The 26,251-nt window shown below is 32.7% G+C and carries 23 protein-coding genes; 4 read left to right on the top strand and 19 right to left on the bottom strand.

Annotated elements, in window-relative coordinates:
- Positions 1-7 precede the first annotated feature (7 nt).
- From RH81_RS00355 to RH81_RS17190, 8 genes are all read right to left on the bottom strand, one after another.
- Positions 8-1,222 carry an acyltransferase family protein gene (locus RH81_RS00355; protein ID WP_033956008.1) on the bottom strand — a complete coding sequence of 405 codons (1,215 nt, stop codon included), beginning with the start codon at positions 1,220-1,222 and terminating at the stop codon, positions 8-10.
- Between the two features lie 30 nt (positions 1,223-1,252).
- The gene (locus RH81_RS17230) at positions 1,253-2,131 is read right to left on the bottom strand and encodes an ester cyclase (protein ID WP_081988150.1); all 879 of its coding nucleotides are present in this window, start codon (positions 2,129-2,131) and stop codon (positions 1,253-1,255) included.
- Between the two features lie 14 nt (positions 2,132-2,145).
- Positions 2,146-2,406 (bottom strand): hypothetical protein, encoded by a 261-nt coding sequence (locus tag RH81_RS00340; RefSeq protein ID WP_033956006.1) that lies wholly within the window; start codon positions 2,404-2,406, stop codon positions 2,146-2,148.
- 219 nt (positions 2,407-2,625) lie between these two features.
- A complete protein-coding gene (locus RH81_RS00335) occupies positions 2,626-3,135 on the bottom strand; it encodes a nuclear transport factor 2 family protein (RefSeq protein WP_033956003.1) in 510 nt (169 codons plus the stop codon).
- 26 nt (positions 3,136-3,161) lie between these two features.
- Positions 3,162-3,899, bottom strand: a complete 738-nt coding sequence (locus RH81_RS00330; protein ID WP_052172342.1) for a hypothetical protein — start codon at positions 3,897-3,899, stop codon at positions 3,162-3,164.
- Positions 3,900-4,067: 168 nt separating this feature from the next.
- Positions 4,068-4,817 carry a LytR/AlgR family response regulator transcription factor gene (locus RH81_RS00325; RefSeq protein WP_033955997.1) on the bottom strand — a complete coding sequence of 250 codons (750 nt, stop codon included), beginning with the start codon at positions 4,815-4,817 and terminating at the stop codon, positions 4,068-4,070.
- Positions 4,818-6,707, bottom strand: a complete 1,890-nt coding sequence (locus tag RH81_RS00320; protein WP_081988149.1) for a tetratricopeptide repeat-containing sensor histidine kinase — start codon at positions 6,705-6,707, stop codon at positions 4,818-4,820. It abuts the gene before it with no gap.
- Between the two features lie 130 nt (positions 6,708-6,837).
- Positions 6,838-8,715, bottom strand: a complete 1,878-nt coding sequence (locus tag RH81_RS17190; protein ID WP_052172341.1) for a histidine kinase dimerization/phosphoacceptor domain -containing protein — start codon at positions 8,713-8,715, stop codon at positions 6,838-6,840.
- Positions 8,716-8,997: 282 nt separating this feature from the next.
- Between RH81_RS17190 and sucC the strand changes: the two genes are divergently transcribed.
- On the top strand, positions 8,998-10,188 hold the full coding sequence (gene sucC, locus RH81_RS00310; RefSeq protein WP_033955996.1) for an ADP-forming succinate--CoA ligase subunit beta: 1,191 nt from the start codon (positions 8,998-9,000) through the stop codon (positions 10,186-10,188).
- A gap of 53 nt (positions 10,189-10,241) precedes the next feature.
- Here sucC and RH81_RS00305 read toward each other — a convergent pair whose 3' ends face one another.
- Together RH81_RS00305 and RH81_RS00300 are read right to left on the bottom strand one after the other, a co-directional pair.
- Positions 10,242-10,943: a phosphoadenylyl-sulfate reductase gene (locus RH81_RS00305; RefSeq protein WP_033955995.1), complete on the bottom strand. Its 702-nt coding sequence runs from the start codon at positions 10,941-10,943 to the stop codon at positions 10,242-10,244.
- 82 nt (positions 10,944-11,025) lie between these two features.
- Positions 11,026-11,268: a DUF1456 family protein gene (locus RH81_RS00300; protein ID WP_033955994.1), complete on the bottom strand. Its 243-nt coding sequence runs from the start codon at positions 11,266-11,268 to the stop codon at positions 11,026-11,028.
- A gap of 311 nt (positions 11,269-11,579) precedes the next feature.
- On the opposite strand from RH81_RS00300, the gene RH81_RS00295 reads away from it, so the two are divergent.
- Positions 11,580-11,981 carry a hypothetical protein gene (locus RH81_RS00295; protein ID WP_033955992.1) on the top strand — a complete coding sequence of 134 codons (402 nt, stop codon included), beginning with the start codon at positions 11,580-11,582 and terminating at the stop codon, positions 11,979-11,981.
- Here RH81_RS00295 and RH81_RS00290 read toward each other — a convergent pair.
- The 4 genes from RH81_RS00290 to RH81_RS00275 form a co-directional block, all read right to left on the bottom strand.
- The gene (locus tag RH81_RS00290) at positions 11,978-12,412 is read right to left on the bottom strand and encodes an SRPBCC family protein (protein WP_033955990.1); all 435 of its coding nucleotides are present in this window, start codon (positions 12,410-12,412) and stop codon (positions 11,978-11,980) included. The two genes, RH81_RS00295 and RH81_RS00290, sit on opposite strands and share 4 nt — an antisense overlap.
- Positions 12,413-14,419, bottom strand: a complete 2,007-nt coding sequence (uvrB, locus tag RH81_RS00285; protein WP_033955982.1) for an excinuclease ABC subunit UvrB — start codon at positions 14,417-14,419, stop codon at positions 12,413-12,415.
- A 36-nt stretch (positions 14,420-14,455) separates the two neighbouring features.
- Positions 14,456-18,016 (bottom strand): T9SS type B sorting domain-containing protein, encoded by a 3,561-nt coding sequence (locus tag RH81_RS00280; protein ID WP_152604755.1) that lies wholly within the window; start codon positions 18,014-18,016, stop codon positions 14,456-14,458.
- A gap of 110 nt (positions 18,017-18,126) precedes the next feature.
- Positions 18,127-19,134, bottom strand: a complete 1,008-nt coding sequence (locus RH81_RS00275) for a glycosyltransferase family 2 protein (protein ID WP_033955977.1) — start codon at positions 19,132-19,134, stop codon at positions 18,127-18,129.
- Positions 19,135-19,228: 94 nt separating this feature from the next.
- Here RH81_RS00275 and RH81_RS00270 point away from each other — a divergent pair, with 94 nt between their 5' ends.
- On the top strand, positions 19,229-21,163 hold the full coding sequence (locus RH81_RS00270; RefSeq protein WP_052172340.1) for a M61 family metallopeptidase: 1,935 nt from the start codon (positions 19,229-19,231) through the stop codon (positions 21,161-21,163).
- 7 nt (positions 21,164-21,170) lie between these two features.
- Here RH81_RS00270 and RH81_RS00265 read toward each other — a convergent pair whose 3' ends face one another.
- Together RH81_RS00265 and RH81_RS00260 are read right to left on the bottom strand one after the other, a co-directional pair.
- Positions 21,171-21,953: a TIGR02757 family protein gene (locus RH81_RS00265; RefSeq protein ID WP_033955972.1), complete on the bottom strand. Its 783-nt coding sequence runs from the start codon at positions 21,951-21,953 to the stop codon at positions 21,171-21,173.
- 12 nt (positions 21,954-21,965) lie between these two features.
- Complete coding sequence (locus RH81_RS00260) at positions 21,966-22,346, bottom strand: Rid family detoxifying hydrolase (RefSeq protein ID WP_033955967.1); 381 nt, start codon at positions 22,344-22,346, stop codon at positions 21,966-21,968.
- A 200-nt stretch (positions 22,347-22,546) separates the two neighbouring features.
- Between RH81_RS00260 and RH81_RS00255 the strand changes: the two genes are divergently transcribed.
- Entirely contained in the window at positions 22,547-23,614 is a 1,068-nt protein-coding gene (locus RH81_RS00255) for a methyltransferase (RefSeq protein WP_033955965.1), read from the top strand.
- Positions 23,615-23,652: 38 nt separating this feature from the next.
- On the opposite strand, the gene RH81_RS00250 is transcribed toward RH81_RS00255, so the two are convergent.
- From RH81_RS00250 to RH81_RS00240, 3 genes are read right to left on the bottom strand one after another with little or no spacing between them, the layout of a single operon-like run.
- Complete coding sequence (locus RH81_RS00250) at positions 23,653-25,506, bottom strand: hydrolase/aminopeptidase (protein WP_033955963.1); 1,854 nt, start codon at positions 25,504-25,506, stop codon at positions 23,653-23,655.
- An 18-nt stretch (positions 25,507-25,524) separates the two neighbouring features.
- Positions 25,525-25,761, bottom strand: a complete 237-nt coding sequence (locus RH81_RS00245) for a hypothetical protein (protein WP_033955961.1) — start codon at positions 25,759-25,761, stop codon at positions 25,525-25,527.
- Entirely contained in the window at positions 25,754-26,209 is a 456-nt protein-coding gene (locus RH81_RS00240) for an SRPBCC family protein (RefSeq protein ID WP_033955959.1), read from the bottom strand. The genes RH81_RS00245 and RH81_RS00240 overlap by 8 nt, the downstream gene beginning before the upstream one ends.
- Positions 26,210-26,251 lie beyond the last annotated feature (42 nt).

The following is a 26,251-nucleotide window of genomic DNA, read 5'->3' as shown; positions in this document are numbered from 1 at the left end:
ATGATTTTTATTTATCAAATTGCACTTTTAATTGTTCTGCTTCGTGCGCTTTTCTTATTTCTGAAATTTGCCTAGGATATGTTCTGCCGTTTAAAAACTTTCCAATAAAGGAGTTTCTAACTAAGTAATGATAGGTTACAAAACAGATAACTGCTGTTGAGGTCATTACAAATATGAATTTTAATGTTCCTGGGATATCCCAGTCTACAATTAAAGCGGGAATAATAATGGTTAGTGGTAGATGTAATAAATACACCCAATATGATGAGTCTGAAACATATCGCATTCTCGCAGAATGATTGCTTCCGTATCTTAAAAATAAACCAGTAACTCCAAAAATTAGTAACCAACAACAAGACGCTTTAATAACTTTAATTGAGAAAGGATCAAGAACCTCATAACCAATATAAAAATACCAGATGTATGCAACAAAAGCTAAAATTGTGAAGAACCAATCAAAACGTTTAAAAGTTCCTAGAAGTGACTTTGATTTAAATAGTAACCATCCAAACATATAGAAGAAGAAGTAAAATATGAAGGTATTAAGGTCAGGCATAAAACTTGTTGAAGTTGCTACCCAGCTTCTATCCATATATACAAGTAAAATAACAGTGATAGCTGTGAAAACGATTAACCTTAAAAAAGGACTTTGGAATACGGAATGAAAAATCTTATGAGTAAATTGAGATACTTTAGGCGCTTTTTGAAAAAGCAAGCCTAAAAGATATGATGCAATAGAGAACATGATTAAGTAATATAAAAACCATAAATGCATAGTCCTTAAAGGAATGAAATCTGACAACGAAGAAAAAGAGGCAAGTACTTCTGAGAAAGCATTTACATTTCCATCAAAAACTTTTAGTGTATAATTCATTCCTCCCATTACTAAAGGAAATAAAATAATGACGAAGACAAGAAAGGGGAGAAGTATCCTATACATTCTGTTTTTGAACATTTTTGAAGCACTACGATCATAAAATAGAAGAGCAGCAAAGAAACCTGCTACAACCATAAATATTGGCATACGAAATACATGTATTGTGCTATTTATTAATTCTAAATTAATATTGAAGTTATTAGGATCTCTAATTGGCCAGGCACTATATGGTTCGCCTCCTATGTATGTTATAACAGAATGCAACACCAACCCTAACATCATCATAATAGCTCTAAGAGAATCTAATGCATGTAAGCGTTCCGTTTTATGTGGAATAGTTTTCATTTGGTTGGATTTTAATGCTATAATTTGAAATTATTTACCTTCTGAATCAGCTAATTTCTTAGTATCAACATATTGCTGAAACTCAATAATCTTCCCATCTTTAAGAGACCAAAGATGTGCAGCTTGAACATCTATATCTTTTTCTGTAGTTTTCATTTTAGCATTGTAACGAAGTGTCGCTAATACTTGATTGTTTGCCATATCATGAAGTTGGATATCTTGTAATGAAAAACTTGCATACTTATCTCCTAGACGTGAAAATACACCAGCTAGTACAGCATCTGGTCCTATATATGGATTGCCATCAGCGAGTGAGTTGCTTTCAGCTTCATTCCATACAATTTTAGGATCCATCATTCCTAGAACAGATGGTATATCTCCTTTTGAAAAATTTTCATAGACACTATTTATTATTCCAACATTATCAGGATTAGATAATAATCCTAGCTGTTGCATAAACACAGTATTGTCCATAAAGTCTTGTTCTTGAGAAATTTTTCCATCTTTCATTTTTACCAGAGTTACACCTTGAATATCAACCGATCGATTAGTTGCTGGAATTCCGAAGAATTCACCAGTGTGTTTTCCTTTAAAGTTCCAATGTTTTACGATATTATCTCCTTGGCCAAAAACATCTACAACTGTAAAATCGATGTCAGAAAAACCAGTTATAAAGTTTTGATAATAAGCCTTGAAATTTTCGATACCTACGATATTTTCCGGACTTGAAATAGCTGTAATATTCGCATCAAAATATTTTGGATTAATATTATCTATCTGGCCTTTATTCATAATGTCGTCCCATACTTGAGCATACATTTTTATGTTTGATTCTGTAGATTTGTTTTGACCAAATGCCATTGCTATTGTAATAAATGATAGAAATACTAAGATTGGTAGTTTTTTCATTTGTTTGATAAGTTTTAAAATTTGATATCGGAAGGATTAATAAAGATGACGAGATCACAGTCTTTAGTGAAATTATGAAGTGCAGATTCTTTTTCAGAATCAATCTCACAGACATAGAGGTTTTCAGAATGCTCTAATTCCATTAGATGTTCATAGTTTTCTTTTTTTGAAATATCAGTAGTAGACACTTTTACATCAAAATTTGTATTTAGAAAAAGTGAGATTACATCACTTTCAATAAAACCAGAACCTCCTATGATACCTGCTTTTTTCATGTTCTTGTTTCGAGAATAATTGAATGAGTTTAATAAATAAAAAAAACAGGCAGATGATAATCTAGTTGGTTGATTTCTTTTTAAACACTAAAACTAAATCGTTTAGTATTATCACGATTCTCTCCACAAAAATCGTTTCTGCCTGTTAGAATAAATCTTATTGAATGATGTTAATTACTCAATAGATCAAATAAGTTTAGTTTATGTCAAGCTATATTTTTATTCTGCTTCTTCAATAACTACCTTTTTTTCTGCTTCAATTGCTTGAAGATTTAAAACCACTTCAGTTGGATCCCAATAGCCAACTTCTCTTACAATTTTTCCATCTACAAATTGATAAGTAAGATGTATAGGCATGTCAATTGCTTTCCCGTTTCCAGCCATAGTAGCCTTCCAGTCAAGCCAGCAATTCACCCAAGTGTTTCCTTTATCTGTAACAACCATTTCATATTCTGGATCTTCACCAGTAAATCCTCTACTTGAATAATTGGCATCATTGGCTTTGTGGTAGTCAATGATATCTTTTACAAGAATTGGGGTTTTTGAATTGTTAAAAAAGGCCTTAGAAGAATCTGCATAGAACGATGTATCGTAAGTCTTTGAATTGTAGTTCGCAATCAGTTTTTTTACCGTTTCAATTTCAGGTGAATCTTGCGTATAGCGTTTCTCTTTAGTTTCACAAGCTGTAAATAGAATTACAGTAATTGCTAATAGAAATAAATTTTTCATTGTGGTTGGTTTTAATGATTACTATTTTATTTCATGCTTAAATCTTTCACTAAAGTGAACGTGTAAGCCCAAGCATCATCTAATGTTGCATTAAATTTTTCACGAATCTCTTTTGTTTTTGATTTACCATGTACGCTTTCGTAAACTTTCCAAACATTATCTCTGTCTGTATCTAAATCAGCAAAATCTTTAAATGGAGTAGATACAAAATAGTCTGCTCCTTGTCCTCCCATAACACTGTACCAGTATCCTCTATTGTCGCCTTCTTTTTTAGCAAGAGTAGATGTAACGTCTTTTACAACTTCGTTAAAAGCCATTTGATTGTTAACTTTAAAATTATTTACCCATACGATGCTCATGCCTTCTAGAGCCGTTTTACGACTGTAATCTGACATGAATCTTGTGGTATTGAATTCAGTACTTTCTATATGAGGTGTAATGAAATCTAAAGCAATAGCTCTACAACTTTTTCCTGCTGGATCACTTTCATCCATTTCTGCCCAATTTTTTGCTCTTGCTGCTAATACATACACATTACCTTTACCTTGTAAACGATGCCATACATTCCAAGTGTCGGTTCCTTCGTTGTCTTTATAACATTTGTTCCATTTTTTCACACCTTCCGTAAAGTTAGAATCATGACCAAATTTCACAGTGAATTCTGTTAAGTTCAATATGAAGTTTTCATCTTCTTGTGCTTGTACTGTAATAGGAAGCATAATTAAAAAGCATGCTACTGATAAAATTGTTTTAAACGTTTTCATAATAAAATAATAATTAATTGGTTGGTTAATAATTGATTAATACTCAATTACTAATTAAGTGATTATCTTGCATTTATGAAACACATCAAGGACGAATGGATGCATATAATGTCCGAAAACGGTATTCTGTTTATCGAATATTTTTCAGAAAAGGTGTATTGGACTTAACTATATAGTTTGTAATCTTTTAAGTAATTCTTCTTTTAAAGATTTACTAACAGGAATCGCTTTTTTTGCAATGACGATGTGGCTTGTCGCAATCTCATCAATTTGAGAAAGATTAATAATAAACGAGCGATGTACTCTTAAAAAGTGTTTGTTTGGTAATTTCTCATCCATATCTTTCAAGGTCATTACCAATAAGTATTCTTTGCCTTTAGAATAAATACGACAGTAATTACGTTCTGCTTCGATGTATAAAATATCTTTAATATCAACCTTGACCATTTTTTCATGGTGTCTAACAAAAATGCAGTCACTTAACATGAATGGAGAAGGTTCAGATGTTGAAACGTTATCTACTATTTCATCATTTTTTTCTTGTTGAATACGATCTGCTGTTAATTCTATTGCTCGTTGCAAATCCAGTTTTTTGAAAGGCTTTGAAATGAAAGCATGTGGATGTGTGCTTTTTGCACGACTAAAGTTGGCTTCATCTGCATTGGCAGTTAGATAGATAACAGCGACGTCATGGATTTCTTTAATTAGTTTCACGGTTTCTATTCCATCAATATCTCCTTTTAAATTAATATCCATTAAAACAATATCTGGTAGATCTTGGTTAACACATGTTAAAGCTTCCTCTGCTCTTGGCACAATTCCAATAACTTCATAACCAAGCGTAGTTAGTTGCAATGAGATATTTGCGGCTATTATCATCTCATCTTCAACAATCAATATTTTTATAGGTATACTCATTTATGCTGCTGATTTAATTTTAAATTCGAATAACACAGAAGTTCCATTGACGTTTTTCTCTTCCATATTTCCGTTGAGTTGTTGTGTAAGTAGTTTAATAAGTTGTGATCCGAAACCTGTGCCTTTTGGAGCTGTTCCAAAGGTTTTTCCAATACCATTATCAACCACCTTTAAGGTAAGAGTTTCTGGATTTGATTGGATTAAACTTATTTTGATTTTTCCTTTGCTGTCCTTTGGAAATGCGTACTTCAGAGCGTTTGTCAAGAGCTCATTAACGATGAGTCCAATAGGAATAGCTGTATCGACATCTAATTCTAGTTGCTCCATGGCGCAATCAATTTTAACTTTATCTTCAGCATTGAAAGTATCTAATATTCCATCACTTAAATTAAGGAAGTAATCTTTCATATCAATACTGCCTAAGTTGTCTCCTTGATAGAGTTTTTGATGAATAATTCCCATGGACTGTACTCTGTTCTGGCTAGCAATCATGGCATCTTTTGTTGGAGAATCTTCTAATTGAGCAGATTGTAAAGCAATTAAGCTTTTTACCAGTTCGAGGTTGTTTTTTACACGATGATGAATTTCTTTTAGTAGTAATTCGTTTTGTTGATTCTTTGTGTCTAATGCACCATTTAAAGTTTCTAATTTCTGATTTCTTTTTTGATTTTTTCTATAATTATAAAACACGCCGAATAGAATAAATGCTAATAGAGTGGTAAGTATAATATATAAAATCTTAGTGCGTTTTTGCTGACTAATTTTATCGTCCTGAAATAAGATCGTTGCATTTTTTTTGCCTACCTCATACTTTGCTTGGGAATCAGTTTCTAGACTTAAGATAATATTGTCTTTATAAGATTCTAATTCTGAAACATAAAGCTGATGATAATACAACGCCATTTTATTATCACCAAGAGATTCGTAAATTTCAGAAACATGCATATAGTTTTCCCATAAATTCCGTGTTCTTCCCGTTTGCTTGATAAGCTCAATAGCTTTTAAGTTGTATGGTAAGGCTTCTTCATAATTTCCTTGCATTAGATAAACATGACCAATATTTGCCAATGACGGAATTAAATAGCGATCAAGTCCCATTTTTTTGGAGTTATCAAAATTGGCTTGATAATCTATAATAGCTTCCTCATATCGATCCATATATTTGAAGATGTTTCCTCTCCAGTTAACAGATGCCATGATTGGTACTCCTGTTTCACCTAATTCATTATACGTGTCAATTGATGCATTTATTGATTCCAATGCCTTTTCTAAATCAAAGCCTGTAAATAGTTGACTATTGGCTTTAAAACGATAGGAGAGCGCTAAATCTTCTTTAGCATTAATTTCTTTTTGAATGATGATGGCTTTATCACAATATTTAACGGCTTGGTTATAATTGTTTTCATAATATAATAGATCTCCAATATGAGCATAACATTGCGCAATTCCTTTTTGATTGCCTGATTTTTCGTAAAGATCTAAGGCTTTATAGGCATAGTTTTTTGCTTGATTATAATCGGCTTTTAAAGTATGGAGTTCTTTAATATCAATATAAGTGGCGGCAAGATTATTCTCATTATTCTGACTAACATAAATATCTTTTACTTTACTGAAATAGTACAAGGCAGAATCAAGTTTAGAATATTCTTTATGATAAAGAGCTAAATAGCCATAGGATTGCGCTAGCGTAGTTTGATTATTTGATTGTTTTGAAAGTAGAATTGCTTTTCTAGAATTTACTCCAAGAGCTGTTGAATCTTTAGTACTATTTTTATGTACGGCTAACCAATTCACTAATTTATCTAATGTCGATAAATTTGAATCTGATTGTTGCGCAATAGTATTTAATGTACAAAAAAGTACAAATATTATGGTCAGCTTTTTAATCATAAGTCTTTAATAAAGCTATTAAAAAGACTTTAGGGAAAGTTAAAGATAGTAAAAAAATCCTTACAATTTTAACATTGTATTAACTAAAATGATTAGGAGTTTTTGCGTCTGATCCTGTCGAAATAGATGTTTATGCAGCTACTTTTGTTTTAAACTGAAATAAAACAGATGTGCCATTCTCGTGTTTTTCTTCCATAACACCATTGAGTTGAAGCGTCAATAGTTTAATTAGTTGTGATCCGAAACCTGTTCCTTTAGGTGAAGAACCTTCGACCTTACCTATACCATTGTCTATGACTTTTAAGGTTAGTGTTTCTGGATTTGGTTTGCTTAAACTAATTTCAATCTTACCCTTACTATCTTCTGGAAAGGCATATTTAAGAGCATTGGTTATTAGTTCATTAACAATAAGTCCTATAGGAACTGCAGTATCTACATCAAGTTCTAATTGGTCCATTGCGCATTCAATTTTAACTTTGTTTTCAGCATTAAACGTGTCTAAAATGCCATCGCTTAAATTAACGAAGTAATCTTTCATATCGATACTTCCTAGATTTTCTCCTTGATAGAGTTTTTGATGTATGATTCCCATAGATTGAACTCTATTTTGGCTGGCTATCATAGCATCCTTTGTTGCAGAATCTTCTAAGTCGGCAGATTGTAATGAAATTAAACTCTTTACGAGTTCTAGATTGTTTTTTACACGATGATGAATTTCTTTAAGTAGTAATACGTTTTCAGCGTTCTTAGCCTTAATTATTCGGGTAGTTTTTTTGTTTTTATTAAAAAAATAGAGCAGCGCAATTAATAATACAGCTAATAAACTTGCAATAATAATTATAAGAGTTTGGGTTTTTCCTTTTTGTTTCAGTACTGCTTCTTGACTAGCAAGAGCTTCATTTTTTTTGCCAGTTTCGTATTTTATTACCGCTTCAGTTTCAAGATTAGCTATTTTATCTTCGAGAACTTGAGTTGAATTAGCATTGGCTTTTTCCTTATATAAAATTGCATTTTCAAAATCTCCTAGATTCGCATAGCACTCAGATAAATCTTCATACTGTTGAATAATAGTAGCTTGTCCTTTTTTTTCATATGCTTCTACACCAGCAGACAAGTGTTCTAAAGCTTTAGTATAGTCCTTTTGAAGTAAATAGACTTGTCCAATTTCAGTTCTGTATGTAGCACAGCGTTCTTCGCCTATTATATCTATACACAACTCCCAAGATTTGATGTAATCCTTAAGAGCTTCTTTGTAATTTTTTGCTCTAACGTAAACTTCGCCTCTATATGAATGCGCTTTTACAGGAATGAAAACCTCTTCAGGAATTTTTTGTTTAACAAGCTCTAGGCAATAATCAGTGGCTTCATAAGCTTTTTCAAATTCACCAAGTTCACCATAACTGATAATTAAATTAAACTGAGCCATACCAAGTAAACCATAATTTCCTGTTTTTTTTAAAAAAGGTAAAGCTTTATTTGTGTATTCAATTGACTTTTTATAATCTTTCATTACTCGGTATAAAACACCTAGAGTTCTATAAGCACTGCCTAAACCTGCTTCATCATTTAGTTCTTCATAGATTGTGATAGCTTTAAAGAGAACCTCTTGCGATTTTTCCAATTTACGTGCTTTGACATAGTGACGAGATAGTATTTCGTAGGTGTCTGCAATTTTATTTCTATCAGTTCCTTTATTGTAAAATTCTAGCGCTTTTTCAGAATGATGAACCGTAGAATCTGGAGAAAAAAGACCATTATACGCATGCCATTTGGATAATTCTTCATGTATTTGAGCTAGAGTAGAATCCGCTTCAATGTTTTGAGAACGTTTTAAGGTTTGAAGTCCAACCTCTTGAACCACATCTGCACTCTTGTAATTGAATCTCATCCAAGAAATACAAGAATCAATAGAAACAGTTTTGAATTCATCAGCCTTTATGATGTCTTGTGATTGACCAAGTATTGAAAACAAAAAGGCTAATAAAAATGAAATGGTTGGTATTTTCATATCTCTTAATACAGGTAATTAGAAGATTTGAGGCTAAACCAAATATACTAAAAAAATGCACTACAAGGCTTGAAATGCTTTTAACTGAGCTATTAATAAGTTCGATTTTCACTAATGATATGACAAGATTTTTTTTAAAATAAAACTCTTTTATTGAAGATTTCTTCTGAAATATTATCTCCATAAAAATATTGGTAAAAACCTTAAGTATGTTTATTTTTGTGGACGTAAAAAAACACTTCGGAAGCATATTCGAAGACTAACAATAAATTTCAAGACCAAATGGATTTACACGAATATCAAGGAAAAGAATTATTAAACAGTTTTGGCGTTCGTATTCAGCGCGGTATTGTTGCACAAAATGCTGATGAAGCTGTTGCAGCAGCTAAGAAATTAACTGAAGATACAGGTACTGGTTGGCACGTAATTAAAGCTCAGGTTCACGCAGGTGGTCGTGGAAAAGGTGGTGGAGTTAAGTTGGCTAAAAGCTTAGATGAAGTAAAAACAATTGCAGGACAAATTATTGGAATGGACTTAGTAACACCTCAAACTTCAGCAGAAGGGAAGCGTGTACACCAAGTGTTGGTTACTGAAGATGTTTATTATCCTGGAGACTCAGAGCCAGAAGAGTATTATATGTCTGTTTTATTAAACAGAGCAACTGGTCGAAATATGATTATGTATTCTACAGAAGGTGGAATGGATATTGAAACTGTTGCAGAGGAAACACCTCATTTGATTTTTAATGAAGAAATTGATCCAGCAACTGGAATCTTACCGTTTCAAGCTCGTAAGATTGCTTTTAATTTAGGACTATCTGGAGCTGCGTTTAAAGATATGACCAAATTTGTAACGCTTTTATACAAGGCGTATGCAGAATCTGATTCTTCTTTATTTGAAATCAATCCAGTATTGAAAACTAGTGACGATAAAATTATGGCTGTTGATGCAAAAGTATCTTTAGATGCTAACGCGCTTTACAGACATAAGGATTTAGCAGCGTTACGTGATTTACGTGAAGAAAATCCAATTGAGGTTGAAGCTGGAGAATTAGGCTTGAACTACGTTGATCTTGATGGAAATGTTGGTTGTATGGTGAATGGTGCTGGACTAGCAATGGCAACTATGGATTTAATCAAACAAGCAGGAGGTGAGCCAGCTAACTTTTTAGATGTTGGTGGTACAGCTGATGCAGCTCGTGTAGAAGCTGCTTTTCAAATTATTTTAAAAGATCCAGCTGTAAAGGCTATTTTAATAAACATTTTTGGAGGAATCGTTCGTTGTGATCGTGTTGCTCAAGGTGTCATTGATGCCTATCAAAACATGGGTAATATTGAAGTTCCTATCATTGTGCGTTTACAAGGAACCAATGCTGATATTGCAAAAAAATTAATTGATAATTCTGGTTTAGATGTAATGAGTGCAACTGAATTTCAAGAAGCTGCCGATAAAGTACAACAGGTATTAGCTTAACAAGATATTTTCATATAAACTAAAAAAGCTCTCAATTTGAGAGCTTTTTTGTTTTATAAATGTAATCCACATTCAGTTTTTGGGCTGTTATTCCAACGACCATTCCGATCATCTCCAGGAACTGTACAATGTTTACAGCCAATCGAATTATAGCCTTTAGAAACTAATGGGTGAAAAGGTAAATCATGTTCTTTTATGTATGCATCACGTTGTTCTTTTGTAATATCCAACAACGGATAGAACTTTAAAATCTCTCCACGTAATTCAAAAATATCGAGTGTAGATCGATGGTCACTTTGCCATTCCATTAAACCTGAAACCCAAACCTTATATTTATTTTTTATAGTATCTAATGGTCTTACTTTATTAATAGAGCAGCAGAAGTCTGGATTCTTTTTCCATGTCTCATCTTTAGTTGTAAAGTCATGTTCTTCTTTTAATGCACTAATAGAAGAGACATTCAGTCCATATTGTTGGGTAAGTTGTTCTTTGTATTTTAAGGTGTCTTCAAAATGATAGCCAGTATCAATAAAAAAAACTTGTTGCTTTTTATTCGCTTCAGAAAATAACTTTAATAGAAATGCTGAAGTAGCTGCAAAAGAACTAGTAAGCATAACTTCTGTCACATCAAAGTCGATGTATAATTGTTTAATTCGCTCAGTTGCTGTAAGCGATTTATACCTTATATTAAGAGCTTTTATCTCAGTTTCTGTAATATTAGGAATGACTTTAGTTGCATTTGAAATGTCAATCATAGGGACGATTTAATCAATATGCAATTTACGGTCTTAAATCAACATTTTGTGTTAAGGTTTTTATTTTTACGATAATGATAATTTAAAGCTTCCTTTTTTGAGGTTTTGGCATCGGACCACGCAAATGGATTATTAATGCGTTAAGGAAGTTTCTTAAAACTTGGTCACCACATTCCATATAATTTGGATGATCTTCACGTCTAAACATGGCATTAAGCTCGCTTTTCGTTATTCTGAAGTCTACCAACTCTAAAATTTTCACGATATCATCGTCTCTAAGTTTATGAGCTACTCTTAATTTTTTAAATATGTCGTTATTAGTCATTCTATTGTTTTTTGTGATTTGGGTTTTTATTGAGGTCTTTTCCTAATAAAACCAATAAAAACGAATGTACATAAAATTATATAATTATTTAAGATGCATTTCATCGATAATAATTTTAATGGACTGAATAATCGATGAAATGCATGTTTTATATAAAATACTAACAATCAAATAGTTATAATTGATTTATGCATGAAAGTAGGAAAAAACCGATGAAAAGCGACTCGTTTTTCGATAACCTACGTTTTATCAAGGTTTACAGCAAAAGAAACTTATTAACTTTATAAAAATCAAAATCATAATCCCTCGTAATGATAAATCGTGTTGAAAAATTGAGTCTACTATCTGAAATGATAGCCTTCGCTCAGACAAATGAAAATATAAAATCCATTGAATATAGATTCCTTTTTGGGGTAGCCAAACAGTTAGATATTTCAAAAGAAGATTTTAACTATTTAATAGAGCATCCTATAACGTATGTAAATCTTAAATCTCATAGTGAACGTATTGTGCAATTCCATAGATTAGTATTACTAATGAATTTGGACATAGAAGTTAGTCCTAAAGAGTTAGTGAAACTTCATAATTTTGGATTAAGAATGGGTTTAAGTCATGATTCTATTAATAGAGTTCTTGATTTAATGGAAAGCTTTCCAAATAAAATAGTTCCGCCAGATTTCTTAATCGATATTTTTAAAGTTCAGTATAATTAATTATTGAAGAAGTTTACTAAACTAGTTTTTATAAAATAATTCCAACCAGCAATGCAACTATCTCTTTTAAATTCAGGAATAGTATCTGGAAAGTCTTCAGTGACTTTTGTTGTTAAACATAATTGTGTTTGGTTATCTACTTCAGATAGTTGAAAAGTAACAAAAGAATTACCTTTATAACCTTCATATTTCCAATTGTAGACAATTTTTTTGAATGGAATAACCTCAGTTATTTCCCATAAATGAGGAAACTTGCGGTCTTCAGATTCTACAGTAAATTGAGTCTTAAATCCAACAGTTGGTTCAAAAGCAGAAATGTTTTCAAAAAACCATTGTCTCATTTCATTAACATCTGTTAGTGCTTTCCATACCTTTTCAATTGGCTGTTGGAAACTTTGTTTAACTTCTATTAATGGTTCACTGACTTTCATCTATGACATGTTTACTTTTTCTAATTTCTTTTGATATCCTTTAATTTCATCACGAAGTTGTGCTGCAATAATAAAGTCTAAAGCTTTAGCAGCTTGTTCCATGAGTTTACGTTTTTCACGTATTTTCTTTTCGAGTTGGCCTTTAGTCAAGTATTCACTTTCTGGTTCAGCCGCTTTTGCAGCTTCTAAAAGGTAACTATAAGTACTTACCGAATTTTTAGTTAAGGCATTATCTAGACTCTTATTTAGAGCCGTAGGGACCATATTATGTTTGGTATTATAAGCTATTTGTTTTTCTCGTCTGTATTCTGTTTCATCAATGGTCTTTTGCATACTCTTGGTGATTTTATCAGCATACATGATTGCTTTTCCATTTAGGTGTCGCGCAGCTCTTCCAACAGTTTGAGTTAGTGATCGAGCCGAACGTAAAAATCCTTCTTTATCTGCATCCAATATTGCTACTAAAGATACTTCAGGTAAATCAAGACCTTCACGTAACAAGTTAACACCAACTAAAACATCAAATACACCTTTACGCAAATCTTGCATGATTTCAACACGTTCTAAGGTATCGACATCACTATGAATGTATCGACATCGAATTTGAATACGATCTAGATATTTTGTCAGTTCTTCAGCCATACGTTTCGTCAACGTTGTCACTAGAATCCGTTCGTCTTTTTCAATGCGTTGATGTATTTCTTCAATTAAATCATCTATCTGATTTAAACTTGGTCGTACTTCAATTATTGGGTCTAAAAGACCTGTAGGCCTAATAACTTGTTCTACATAAACACCATCTGTTTTTTGCAATTCGTAGTCGGCTGGAGTAGCGCTCACATAAATCACTTGATTTTGTAAGACTTCAAATTCTTCAAACTTCAAGGGTCTATTATCCATAGCAGCTGGTAATCTAAATCCGTATTCTACTAAGTTTTCTTTCCGACTTCGGTCACCACCATACATGGCATGAACTTGAGAAATAGTGACATGACTTTCATCAATAACCATTAAAAAATCTTCTGGAAAATAATCTAATAAACAGAACGGTCTTGTACCTGGAAGTCGTCCATCTAAATATCTGGAATAGTTTTCAATTCCAGAGCAGTAGCCCAATTCACGAATCATTTCTAAATCAAATTCGGTTCGTTCTTTCAAACGTTTAGCTTCTAAATGTTTTCCTATTTCTTTAAAATAATCAAATTGTTTTACCAAATCATCTTGTATCCCACGAATGGCACCTTGAAGAACATCAGGTGAGGTTACAAACATATTAGCTGGATAAATATTAAGTCGGTCATAATGCTCAATAACTTCATTGGTTTGAATATTGAACTGTTCGATATCTTCGATTTCATCACCAAAAAAGTGAATTCGAAACGCGTCATCTGCGTAACTAGGAAATACATCAACAGTATCACCTTTTATTCTGAAGTTACCATGATTAAAATCCGCTTCAGTTCTAGAATACAAACTTTGAACCAATCGATGTAATAAATCGGTTCTTGAAATCTCTTGATTGACTTCCAATGAAATTACATTCTTCTGAAATTCAACAGGATTACCAATACCATATAAACACGACACGGAAGCGACTACAATTACATCTCGACGACCCGATAATAGGGAAGAGGTTGTACTCAACCGCATCTTCTCAATTTCTTCGTTGATAGACAAATCTTTTTCTATATAAACACCAGAAACAGGAATGTAAGCTTCAGGTTGGTAGTAATCATAATAAGACACAAAATACTCCACTGCATTTTCAGGAAAAAACTGTTTAAACTCAGAGTATAATTGAGCTGCTAAAGTTTTGTTATGTGCTAAAACAAGTGTTGGTTTTTGCACTTCTTCTATGACATTGGCAACTGTAAACGTTTTCCCAGAACCAGTTACTCCAAGTAAAGTTTGATACTTTTCGTTAGAGTTAATTCCATCAACTAATTGTTGAATAGCTTGAGGTTGATCACCTGTAGGTTTGAATTCGGATTGTACTTTAAAACGCATCTTACAAAGTTACATAAAACTTAGATGTAAAAGGAACTATCGTTTTAATGTGAAATGACCTTTTAATTGTTTGGTAGTTCTTAAATTTATGATGTACCAAAAATCATTAGTTCCAAGCGCTTTTCCATTAAATGTTCCATCCCAAGAAACTGCAGTTCCAATAATATGTTTAAGGAGTTTCCCATATCTGTCAAAAATGTAAACGTCTTTGATGATATTATTTCTGTCGATGATTTTCCAAGTGTCCTTAAAACCATCACCATTTGGTGTAAGAAACTTAGGAATAAATAAATCCAAAGTGATCTCAAAAATTATAGATTTGGTAAAACAGCCATCAATTTCCCTAACGAATAAAAGATAAGAGCCTGCAGGTATATTTGAAAATGTATTATCCGTCTGGAAATTAAAATCGGTTACGGCATATTCATAATTAAGTGTTTGATCACTCATATTAACAATTAAAGTCCCATTTAGAACTTCAATATTTGCTTCGGTAAGACTGAAATCAGTAGAAGAATTAACAGTAACTGTAAAACTAGTTTCGTTAGAACATGTATCTGGAGGTGTTCCGAATTCATTATAGATAAATATAGTCTGTGTTGTTGAGATAATATCTCCAGGACTAAAAGTCGTTCCAGTTCCACCTGTAGCAGAGAAATAGTTTCCATTGGTTAATACAGGTAAGATGAAGTCTGTACAAAGATTTTGATCAGGAATGGTATCAACTAATGGCGTTCCAGAAACTGTTACTATAAAACTACTTTCATTAGAACAAGTATCAGGAGCGGTTCCAATTTCATTATAGATAAAAATAGTCTGCGTAGTTGAGATAATATCTCCAGCACTGAAAGCCGAACCAGTTCCACCAGAAGCCGAAAAATAGTTTCCGTTAGTTAATACAGGTAATGTAAAGTCAGAACAAACATTCTGATCAAGAATTGTATCAACTAAAGGTGTTCCGGAAATTGTAACTGTAAAACTAGTTTCGTTAGAACAGGTATCTGGAGGCGTTCCGAATTCATTATAGATAAAAATCGTCTGTGTTGTTGAGATAATATCTCCAGCACTAAAAGTAGTTCCTGTTCCACCAGACAAAGAGAAATAGGATCCATTAGTTAAAACAGGTAAGGTAAAGTCAGAACAAACGTTCTGATCAAGAATTGTATCTACTAAAGGTGTTCCAGAAACTGTTATTATAAAACTACTTTCATTAGAACAGGTATTTGGTGCAATTCCAGTTTCATTATATATAAAAATAGTCTGCGTTGCTGTGATGATATCTCCAGCACTAAAAGTTGTTCCAGTTCCACCAGACGCAGAGAAATAGTTTCCGTTGGTTAATGCAGGTAATGCGAAATCAGAACAAACATTCTGATCTGATATCACATCTACTAAAGGTGTTGAAGACACAGTAATTGTAAAACTACTTTCGTTAGAACAAGTATCTGGAGGTGTTCCTATTATATTGTATATGAATATGGTCTGCGTAGTTGTGATGATATCTCCAGCACTAAAAATTGTTCCTGTTCCACCAGACAAAGAGAAATAGTTTCCGTTGGTTAATACAGGTAATGTAAAGTCAGAACAAACAGTCTGATCTAAAATTGTGTCCACTAAAGGCGTTGTAGAAACTGTAATTGTAAAACTACTTTCGTTAGAGCAGATGTTAGGAGCAGTACCGATTTCATTATAAATAAAAATAGTCTGTGTTGTTGTAATGATATCTCCAGCACTAAAAGACGTTCCATTACCACCTGACAAAGAGAAATAGTTTCCATTAGTTAATGCAAGTAAGGTGTATTCTGTGCACACATTCTGATCTGAAATTGTATCGACTAAGGGTGTCCCAGTCACAGTAATTGTAAAACTGCTTTCGTTAGAACAAGTATCAGGAGCGGTTCCGATTTCATTATATATGAATATAGTCTGTGTAGTTGTGATAATATCTCCAGCACTAAAAGTCGTTCCGTTACCTCCGGTCAAAGAGAAATAGTTTCCGTTAGTTAATACAGGTAATGTGAAGTCAGAACAAACATTTTGATCTGAAATTGTGTCTACCAATGGTGTTCCAGAAACTGTAATTGTAAAACTACTTTCGTTAGAACAAGTATCTGGAGCAGTACCAACTTCATTGTAGATAAATATAGTCTGTGTGGTTGTGATGATATCTCCAACATTAAAAGCTGTTCCGTTTCCACCAGACAAAGAAAAATAGTTTCCGTTGATTAGTGCAGGCAAGGTATAATCAGTACAAACATTTTGATCTGAGATTGTATCAACTAAAGGTGTTCCAGCAACTGTAACGGTAAAACTACTTTCGTTAAAACAGATGTCAGGAGCAGTACCAACTTCATTGTAGATAAATATTGTCTGTGTTGTTGTGATGATATCTCCAGCACTAAAAGTTGTTCCGTTTCCGCCAGTCAAGGAGAAATAGTTTCCATTGGTAAGTACTGGTAAAGTGTATTCAGTACAAACGTTTTGATCTGAAATCGTATCTATTTCTGGAGAGATAATTTGTAGCTGAACAGCAACGCTTAACAAGTCGCAATTAGCAGAAGTGATTTCACAATAATATTGATTCCCATCAAAGCTTAATGGGATATTGTTCACCATTAATACATTTGTTGTTGCTCCTGAATAGTTTGCGTTATTAACAACGTTAACCCAGTTTCCTGTCGCATTAAGAACTTTCCATTGGTAAGTATAGGTTCCAGTATCAACTGACACAGAAAAGGATGTGCTGCCATTTTCACAAACATCTTGAGATACAGGTTGTGTTATATTAGGTATAGTGATTGGATCTTCTGTGTGCATTCTGAGATTTGAACAATCTTCGGTTTCAGAAAGTGTCCAATCATTAATATTAAATGTACTGGATGGAGCAACAGCATCAGCATTTCTTATAAAAGTATAACCTATCTCGTCATCAGTATAAATGACATCAATAACAAGTGTGTTTTTAAGCAATCTTATTTCATCATTTGCATTAATACCAGCAGCAAGAGTAATGTTAGGTAATAAACCACTACACGTATTTCCAGTACTTCCCATTTCTATAATAAAAGTGTCAAATGGATTTATAGAACCAGCTAACGGAATTGTATTACTTGGTGCAGCATCACCTATATTACCATATCTTTCAATTTCATAAACAGTACTTAAATTGATGGTACTGTTTGTTGGGTTGTAAAGTTCAAAAACACCATAGCTACCTCCATCAGAATCATATACTTCAGAGATATAGATTTCATCATTACCAGAATTGCAATCAACTTCAATTAGAGTGAATGAATTAGGAGATGTTCCAATACATCCACCAGAACTTATCAGAACAATTTGAGAAGACATTGACAATGTTGCAGGAGCAAATGCATTGATTTCAGTATCATTAATTATTGAGAATCCAACATCCATTCCTTCAAATTGTACGGAAACAACATCCAAGAAATTAACTCCTGAAATAGTTATAAGGGTGTTTTCTGGTCCTGTTAAAGGGGAGAAAGTCGAAATAATAGGAGCAGGGCAATTCTTTTTAATGCTAATTGACGACGTATTATTTGATAGATTTAATGCATCAGTTTGATTACTGAACAAAAAAAAACATAAAATAATAAGGAAAGGGAAATTTAGTTTCAAGGTTTTCAAATATATAGCAAATTAAATAATAATTCTATAATTATATATTATTCTATTATTACTTTTAATTAACAAAAGAAAAAATAATCGTTCATTACTTTCATTTTTATAGATTCAAAATACAATTTGATGATTTCCTGTTCCTTTGAATTAGCAACGGTTACGATACTTTGAGGGTTTAGAAGTGTTTTTAAATGTTTAAAATTGAACAACTCTATATCATAAATATGTTTGCCGATTTTTTTTGGATTATCACAAACCCAAATAAAGTCAATACCTTTTATTTGCAACATTTTTGCGATAGTTTTTCCTTTTTGTCCAGCTCCCCAAAGTGTCAGTGGTCTTGAAGGATTATAATTGAGTTCTAAAAAGTAATGTAATTTGATCTCTAGAAAATGATTCTCGGCATAGTTGCTGTCTGTTCTTGATGCTCTAGTGCTATAATCTCTCCAGTAATGTAAAACGCGATTACTTGGAATGCATTTGATATTATTTTTGAAAAATCTAAACGTCAAATCGTAATCTTCTGGGTAACGACTTAGATTAAATGCTTCACATTCAAGCAAGTCTTCTCGATGTAACATCCAACATGGTGAAGGGATGACACATTCTTTATAAATTTCTGAGTAGTTTGTTCCTTTAGAAGTAAGTCGGTTTAACCATGTTTCGTATTTAGCATAACCATCACCAATACCAGCTAAGCTAAAGTATTTTACTAGACCTAAAGCGATGTGTTTCCTGCCGTATTGCTGTAAATCTTTCAGCATAATTTCCAGCTTTTCAGGATGCATTATGTCATCACTATCCATTCTAGTGATGTAAGTTCCTGAACTTTTTTCAAAAGCTAGACGCAAGGCATCTATAATTCCGGAACCTGTATTTTTAAACAACTTAATGCGTGGATCTAATTGAACAAATTCATTTACAATACTAAAGCTGTCATCTGAAGACTGATCATCGATGATTAGCAATTCCCAATTCTTATACGTTTGCTGTATGATAGATTCTAAACATTCAGGTAAAAACTCAGTTGTGTTTTTAAAAGGCGTTAGAATACTAATCAATGGTTTAGACATAAGGCTAAAATACAACATCTATTTTAACAAAACCTTTGCTAAATTAAGTGTAACCTATTGTAATTTTGTGCGTCTATAAAAAGAAAATTTTGTTATGAAACATATCTTATCAATAACCGCATTGAGTATTTTACTTTTTGCTTGTGGCTCTGCAAAAAATGATACTAATGATTTAGCATCTGCAAACCCAATAGCTACATCAATAAATTTAACTCAAGTTGTAGATGATAAAGCTCCTGTAACTATAAATCCTGGTCGTTTTACTTTAGACACTGTGACCTATAGAATGCCAAGAATTATTCAAGGAAGTTATGCTGTTAATGATTTTGGAAAATATATTGACGATTTAAAAGCTTTTGATTACAATGGTAATGAAATGCCAATAAATAGATTAGATGACAACACTTGGCAAATTGTTAATGCGACACTTTTAGATAAATTAGGATACTATGTTAATGATACTTTTGACTTAGAAATTCAAGGTGGTATTGGGGAAGAGATTCCTTTTTCACCTGGAGGTACTAATATTTCTCCTGAAAACTACGTGTTAAATTTACACGGATTTATTGGTTATTTTGATTCGCTTAAAAATGCACAATATACATTGGATGTAACAGCTCCTGCAACCTTTGAACGATCTACTGCATTGCAAAATACAAACGTTAAATCTAGTCCAGATGGTACTAAGATTACGACAAGTTATTTTGCACCTCGTTATTTCGATATTACAGACAACCCAATGATGTATGGTAAATTAGACGTCGAGGAGTTTATGGTTGGTGATATTAAGATTGTCTTGAGTGTGTATTCACCGAACAAAAAGCATAAAGCATCATCTTTGAAGGAGACTGTTTTCAAAATGATGGAAGCTCAAAAAGCCTATTTAGGTGATATGGATTCAACATCACGTTATGATATTTACTTGTATTTAACTGATAGAAGTGAAGGTCAGCCAAAAGGTTTAGGTGCTCTAGAACACCATACTTCAACAGTTGCTGTCTTGCAAGAGACACGATCAGAAGAATCCTTGGCTCAATCTGTTATTGATGTTGTTGCTCATGAGTTTTTTCATATCGTAACGCCTCTTACTGTGCATTCTGAAGATGTGCATTATTTCGATTATAATCAGCCAACCTTTTCAAAACACTTATGGATGTATGAAGGTGTTACTGAATATTTTGCACAACATTTTCAAGTGCATGAAGGTTTAATTACACCTCAAGACTATTATAAAGTTGTTAATTCTGAGATTTTAAGATCTACAATATACTATGATGATGAAATGAGTTTTACTGAAATGAGTGAAAATGTTTTAGAGGAACCATTCAAAGCAAATTATTCTAACGTGTATCAAAAAGGTGCGTTATTAGGTATGTGTATAGATATTTTGTTGCGAGAAGAAAGCAACGGAACTCGAAGTATGTTGAGCTTAATGAAAGAATTGTCAAATAAATATGGAATCGAAAAACCGTTTGAAGATGAATCGTTAATTGATGAAATTGTAAGTATGACGTATCCTTCCATTGGTGAGTTTTTAAACACACATGTTGTAGGTAATACTCCAATAGATTATAGTTTGTTTTTAGAAAGAGTAGGTTTAACTTTTGAAGATTCAAAAATCGGAACTGGGTTTATTCAATCTGGTAGTGGATCAGTTTTTGCTGCAGATCAAGAAAAAGGGATTTTGTTTTTCTCGTCTAATGTTGAAGACAATAGTTTTTGGGTTGAAAACGGTGTAATTGAAAATGATGTTGTTAAGTCCGTAAATGGAACAGAAGCTAATATAGCTAACGCCAGAACTCTATTAATGCAAATGTATCGTGCACAAGTTGGAGATGATATTAATGTTGTCATAGATAGAAACGGAGAAGAAGTTATTATTAAAACAAAGTTATCTCAAGCGTATACAACTAAAACAGAAATCGTAGAAAATGTGAATGCTACTGCTAACCAAATCAAGTTGCGTAAAGTCTGGTTGAATAGCACTACGAATAGTGTAATGTCAGGTGAGAATACTAAAACAGAATAGTGTTTATTTAAAAGCCTTCAAAAACACCTAAACCAAATAGTGCAAAATCATATTTAACAGGATCGATTGGATCTAGTTTTCGTAATGCATTATCCAATTCATTTAAACCTTTGCCATCATTTTGTTTGCGTTTAAGTAAACCTAATTTGCGAGCTACATTGCCAGAATGGACATCTAACGGACAGGATAGAAGTGACGGACTGATGTGTTTCCAAATACCGAAATCCACACCATTTTGATCTTGTCGTACCATCCATCTTAAGTACATGTTAATACGTTTTGCTGCTGAATTTTTTAAAGGATCACTCACGTGTTTTTGTGTTCTTGGCAAATGATTAATTTCAAAAAAATGAGTTTTGAATTGATGAATTGAATGCTGAAGTGATTGCTCTTTAAGGTTTGCAGAAAACACAGCTTCTAATCCGTTGTGGTTTTCATAGATATGCTTCAAACTTTTGATAAACTGAATAAAATCATTGCCATTAAACGTGCGATGCACAAAGTCGGTTAGTCTTTCTAAATCTGAATCTTGATGATTAATTATAAAGTCGTAAGGTGATTGCTCTAAAAGTTGCATCATTTTATGAGCATTATTAATGATACTTTTACGGTTTCCCCAAGCAATAGTGGCAGTTAAGAATCCTGCAATTTCAATATCTTCTTTTTTAGAAAACTGATGAGGTATTTGTATTGGATCACTGTCAATAAATCTTGGATGATTGTATTGTTCGACTTTTGTGTCAAGAAATTCTTTGAGTTCTTTTTTAGATAGTTTTAACGTTTTTGCCAAAATAAGGTTGAGTTACTTTACAGCAATCATGCTAATTTCAACATTAACAAACTTTGGTAAATTGGCGACTTCCACTGTTTCACGAGCAGGAGCAGAGTCAGCATCAAAATATAGAGCATACACTTCGTTTATTTGAGAAAAGTTATGCATATCACTAATAAATATTGACGTTTTAATCACATTGTTAAAAGTCATTTCGGCAACTTCTAAGACGGCTTTTAGGTTTTCCATCACCTGTTTAGTCTCAGCTTGAATAGAATCCATTACCAGTTCTCCCGTGTCTACATTCAATGCAATTTGACCAGAAGTATATAAGGTGTTTCCCGTTAAAACAGCTTGATTATATGGACCAATTGGAGCAGGAGCTTTTGGTGTATTTATAATGGTTTTCAAAATTGTATAGGATTTAAATCTAAGATTACTAAGTTAATGAAAGAAAATGAACCAGAAGTAAAACCTTTGAATTTTATAAATAAACAGAGAAAGAGTAATTTACTATAAATGTTGTTGTCAATGTTACTTGAATAATAATACAAGGATAATAGTAATAGGCAAATAGGTTTACCTACCTTATCAAAAAAGGAAACCTACCAATGATTACTGATATAGAAGTAAACAAACCAGAACCTATTGCATTTGACAAAAAATTAAAATCTTTCACTCATGGAACAGAGGTTAGACCTATTATAGAGGCCTTAAAAAAAGGTGAATCCATACTAATCAAGGATTTTTATAATGACGGATTATCCCTTCTTGAGGATTTACACAAATATCTAAAACTAAAATTACCTAATAAATCTTTTCAGGAGCAACAAAAGTATCGCTCAGAATATTATAAACTTTCAAATCTAGTTTTATTAGAAATTGTTGATCATAAATTATGTACAAAGAAATCTCCTAGCATTGGCTGGTTAGAAAAACTTTACCCAGAAAACAAACATTTCTTATTGACTTTTCCTCAAATACAAGGATTGAATAGTGCTTGGCAATGGTACCAAAACGGAATCTCTATACCTGTACTTCGCAACAAAATTCATCCTTACTACGGAACATACTTTCCTACTCGTTTTGAGCATTTAGTGCTTTTTGATAATTGGTTAAAGCATTATAAAGGTTTAAAGAAAACGGCTATAGAAATAGGAATAGGCTGCGGTGTATTGTCCTTTCAAATGATACAACATAATTTCCAAAAGGTATATGCGACTGATATAAATCCCAATGCAATTGTTGGCTTGATAGAGTTTATGGGTACAACTAAGCTAGCTCGAAAGATTGAACTTAATTTAGGACATCTATTTGGTAAGTGGGAAATGCAGACCGAATTGATTGTGTTTAATCCGCCTTGGCTGCCAGAGACTCATAATTTGAGCAGTATTGATGATGCCATTTATTACAATAAGACTTTATTTCCAGATTTTTTTGCTGAGGCTAAAAAAAGACTCTTACCTGAAGGAAAACTAGTACTCATCTTCTCGAATTTGGCCCAAATAACCAATGTGACTCCAGAACATCCTATAGAAAAAGAATTAGCTGAAGGAAACAGGTTTCAATTAGAAAGATGTTTTAAAAAATCAGTGAAAGCAGCTTCAAGTAAAACAAAACGAGATCAACATTGGCGTTCTTCAGAAGAAGTAGAGCTTTGGGTACTTACCAATATTTGAATCTTCATAATTGAACAAAGTTTTAGTTTTTGGCAACTCTATAGTCCTAATAACTTATCAATAGTATTGGCTGTTACCGAATGGTAGTTTGCTCTTGATTTCTTATAGATAGCCAAAGCCTCTTCCGTTTTACCATTCTTTTCGAATGCCTTAAATAGTGTTTCCACATACCAACGTCTACCAACTCTAATTAAAAAGTCTTCAATGTTTTGATCTACATTATTACCATGATAATCTAAGTTAATGGCTTGTTCAAACCAAACCATAGCAATATGTGAATTTGTGGCATTAGACAAGTTAAAAGCTTCATCAAAACGAGATACATCTTTAGCTGTCATCGTTTTTGGGAAATTTCTAATAAAGTGAACCCATTCTAGAGTTGTCCAATCAATTGTTAGAGACGCATCAATAGTATCACTCTTTAAAAAATGATTTAAGGTTTTCTCAGCGTTTGCAAACTTATCTGAAGCAATTATAGCTTGGTTAGAAGGTATTCCTGGTTGAAAAATCCATTCTTCAGTATTAAATGTGATGTTATTTGGTTCTAAAAGATTTGCATTTAAATAGTTTAGAAACTTTTCAGTTGTGATCGTAGAAAATGCATGCGTTTTAAAATAGTTTTTTAAGAATACATCAAATTTTTCGCGTCCTACAGTTTCTTCCAGAGTTCGTAAAAACAAGTAGCCTTTGTCATAAGCAATACTGTTCATGCCATCATCAGGGTTTTTACCTTTAAGGTTTAGTTTCAGTTTTGTTCTATTAGGTTCCTTTTTAAGGTTTTCAATTTCATCGTCTAAATCTTGTCTGCCAATCAAAGCAATCATATTTGCCCGGTCTTTTCCGTAAACAGCTTCCATGATTCGTATTTCAAAGTATACTGTAAAACCTTCATTTAGCCAGAAATCATTCCATGTGGCATTGGTTACTAGGTTTCCAGACCACGAATGTGCTAATTCGTGAGCAATTAAAGAGGTTAAACTTTTATCACCAGCAATAACTGTTGGTGTAGCAAAAGTTAAACGTGGATTTTCCATGCCTCCAAAGGGAAAACTAGGCGGTAAGACAATGACATCAAATTGATCCCAATCGTAATCACCATATAGGTTTTCGGCAGCAACAACCATCTTTTCCATATCTGAAAATTCGAATTGTGCTTTATCTACCATTGATTTTTCTGCATAAACTCCTGTGCGATTACTTACCGCTTTATATTCAATATCTCCTACAGCAAGTGCTATTAAATAAGGCGAAATTGGTTGTTTCATTTTAAATGAATACTCTCCGTTAGCAGATTTTGTTTTCGGATTTTCAGCACTCATTACAGCCATTAATTCCTTTGGGACTTTTACTGTTGCATCATAAGTGATACGAATTTGTGGGCTATCTTGAATAGGAATCCATGTTCTAGTTAAAATAGCTTGTCCTTGAGTGAATAAAAAAGGATGGGCCTTATCGGCTGTTTGTTGTGGAGTTAGCCATTGTAAAGCTTCAGTTTTTTCGGTTGTTTTGTAAGTAACCGTTATTGTTTTGGTTGAGTTTTTAATATCTATAGTTAGAGGTTGCCCTAACAGCTCATCAAATTCACCAAGTTTAAAAGTTGTTGTTTTTCCATCAGCTTCTACATTATCGATAACTAAAAATTTAGTATCCAAAATGATTTCTGTAGCATTATTGTTTTCTATGGTGTAAGTTGCTATTCCGCTAATGATTTCAGTTTCAAAGTCGACATCTATATCTAAGTTTAAATGCTTGATTGCAGAGGTGTTAGGTCTTGCAAATGAATGCAATTCTTCAGCATAACTTGCGGTTTGTTTTTCTTCTTTAGTTTCCGTTTGGCAACTGAAAACCATTAGTAAAAGTGTGAAAAGCGCAATATGTTTTGTGATATTCATTATATAATAAATGTTAAATTAGTCTTGGTATACTTGTCCTCGATGAGGTTTTAATGCGTCTCTAATGGGTTTCATGTCTTGTTCATCTACAACCATAAATGCAATGGCATGCATATCACTCAAGGCATTAAAACCAGTAATGTTAACGCTTAATTTTTGAATTGCAATATATTCTTTTAAATGAATGGTGTGGTGCTCTGCAGTTTTTAATGCGTTAGGTCCACGAAAGTCCCAGATAAGTTTGAGTTTACGCATTGGCTATAGAAGTCCCATTTTCAGCAAAATTTTTAAAATCCTGCATGTATTTGTTTGACTGTTTTTTAAAGGCTTTTGGCATTAGAAAAAGCATAACTCTCATGGAGAAGCTTAGAGGAATAAAATGATTTACTGAAGTCCATTTAGTAAAGTCATCTGCAGTTTCAGAAAAATAATTTTTTTGAATATTATTCATTCCTGTAGCACTATAAGTGGCATGAAACTCATGAGGGAAATTACTTTTGGTAATTGTTTCTATAATTTCCATGTCACGTTTATCATACTTATAATTGAGTTTTATTTTTGATCCTAGATCTCCGGGATTACCCGAAATATGTTCGGTAGATTGAAGTCCTCTTTGCCAATGTTTCATGTTATCGATGTTATCCATTTTTTTAATAAATGCATCAAGAGGGACTTTAACTATAATTTCTGTAGTGTAAAGCATTACGAGGGATGAATTTTGTTGCAATAAATATACTGTCTTTTT

It is taken from the genome of Psychroserpens jangbogonensis (genome assembly GCF_000797465.1).
Lineage (GTDB): Bacteria > Bacteroidota > Bacteroidia > Flavobacteriales > Flavobacteriaceae > Psychroserpens > Psychroserpens jangbogonensis.
Note: the sequence above shows the minus strand (reverse complement) of the source record. Positions and strands in the feature narration are given on the sequence as shown.

Bases quoted from the DNA above. Each gene is read 5' to 3' on its own strand.
- RH81_RS00355 (WP_033956008.1), bottom strand. From the start codon at position 1,222: ATGAAAACTATTCCACATAAAACGGAACGCTTACATGCATTAGATTCT.
- RH81_RS00305 (WP_033955995.1), bottom strand. From the start codon at position 10,943: ATGATTGACATTTCAAATGCAACTAAAGTCATTCCTAATATTACAGAA.
- RH81_RS00270 (WP_052172340.1), top strand. From the start codon at position 19,229: ATGAAACATATCTTATCAATAACCGCATTGAGTATTTTACTTTTTGCT.
- RH81_RS00255 (WP_033955965.1), top strand. From the start codon at position 22,547: ATGATTACTGATATAGAAGTAAACAAACCAGAACCTATTGCATTTGAC.
- RH81_RS00250 (WP_033955963.1), bottom strand. From the start codon at position 25,506: ATGAATATCACAAAACATATTGCGCTTTTCACACTTTTACTAATGGTT.
- RH81_RS00340 (WP_033956006.1), bottom strand. From the start codon at position 2,406: ATGAAAAAAGCAGGTATCATAGGAGGTTCTGGTTTTATTGAAAGTGAT.
- RH81_RS00330 (WP_052172342.1), bottom strand. From the start codon at position 3,899: ATGAAAACGTTTAAAACAATTTTATCAGTAGCATGCTTTTTAATTATG.
- RH81_RS00300 (WP_033955994.1), bottom strand. From the start codon at position 11,268: ATGACTAATAACGACATATTTAAAAAATTAAGAGTAGCTCATAAACTT.
- RH81_RS00245 (WP_033955961.1), bottom strand. From the start codon at position 25,761: ATGCGTAAACTCAAACTTATCTGGGACTTTCGTGGACCTAACGCATTA.
- RH81_RS00295 (WP_033955992.1), top strand. From the start codon at position 11,580: ATGATAAATCGTGTTGAAAAATTGAGTCTACTATCTGAAATGATAGCC.
- RH81_RS00335 (WP_033956003.1), bottom strand. From the start codon at position 3,135: ATGAAAAATTTATTTCTATTAGCAATTACTGTAATTCTATTTACAGCT.
- RH81_RS00320 (WP_081988149.1), bottom strand. From the start codon at position 6,707: ATGATTAAAAAGCTGACCATAATATTTGTACTTTTTTGTACATTAAAT.
- uvrB (WP_033955982.1), bottom strand. From the start codon at position 14,419: ATGCGTTTTAAAGTACAATCCGAATTCAAACCTACAGGTGATCAACCT.
- RH81_RS00325 (WP_033955997.1), bottom strand. From the start codon at position 4,817: ATGAGTATACCTATAAAAATATTGATTGTTGAAGATGAGATGATAATA.
- RH81_RS00240 (WP_033955959.1), bottom strand. From the start codon at position 26,209: ATGCTTTACACTACAGAAATTATAGTTAAAGTCCCTCTTGATGCATTT.
- RH81_RS17190 (WP_052172341.1), bottom strand. From the start codon at position 8,715: ATGAAAATACCAACCATTTCATTTTTATTAGCCTTTTTGTTTTCAATA.
- sucC (WP_033955996.1), top strand. From the start codon at position 8,998: ATGGATTTACACGAATATCAAGGAAAAGAATTATTAAACAGTTTTGGC.
- RH81_RS00290 (WP_033955990.1), bottom strand. From the start codon at position 12,412: ATGAAAGTCAGTGAACCATTAATAGAAGTTAAACAAAGTTTCCAACAG.
- RH81_RS00275 (WP_033955977.1), bottom strand. From the start codon at position 19,134: ATGTCTAAACCATTGATTAGTATTCTAACGCCTTTTAAAAACACAACT.
- RH81_RS17230 (WP_081988150.1), bottom strand. From the start codon at position 2,131: ATGAAAAAACTACCAATCTTAGTATTTCTATCATTTATTACAATAGCA.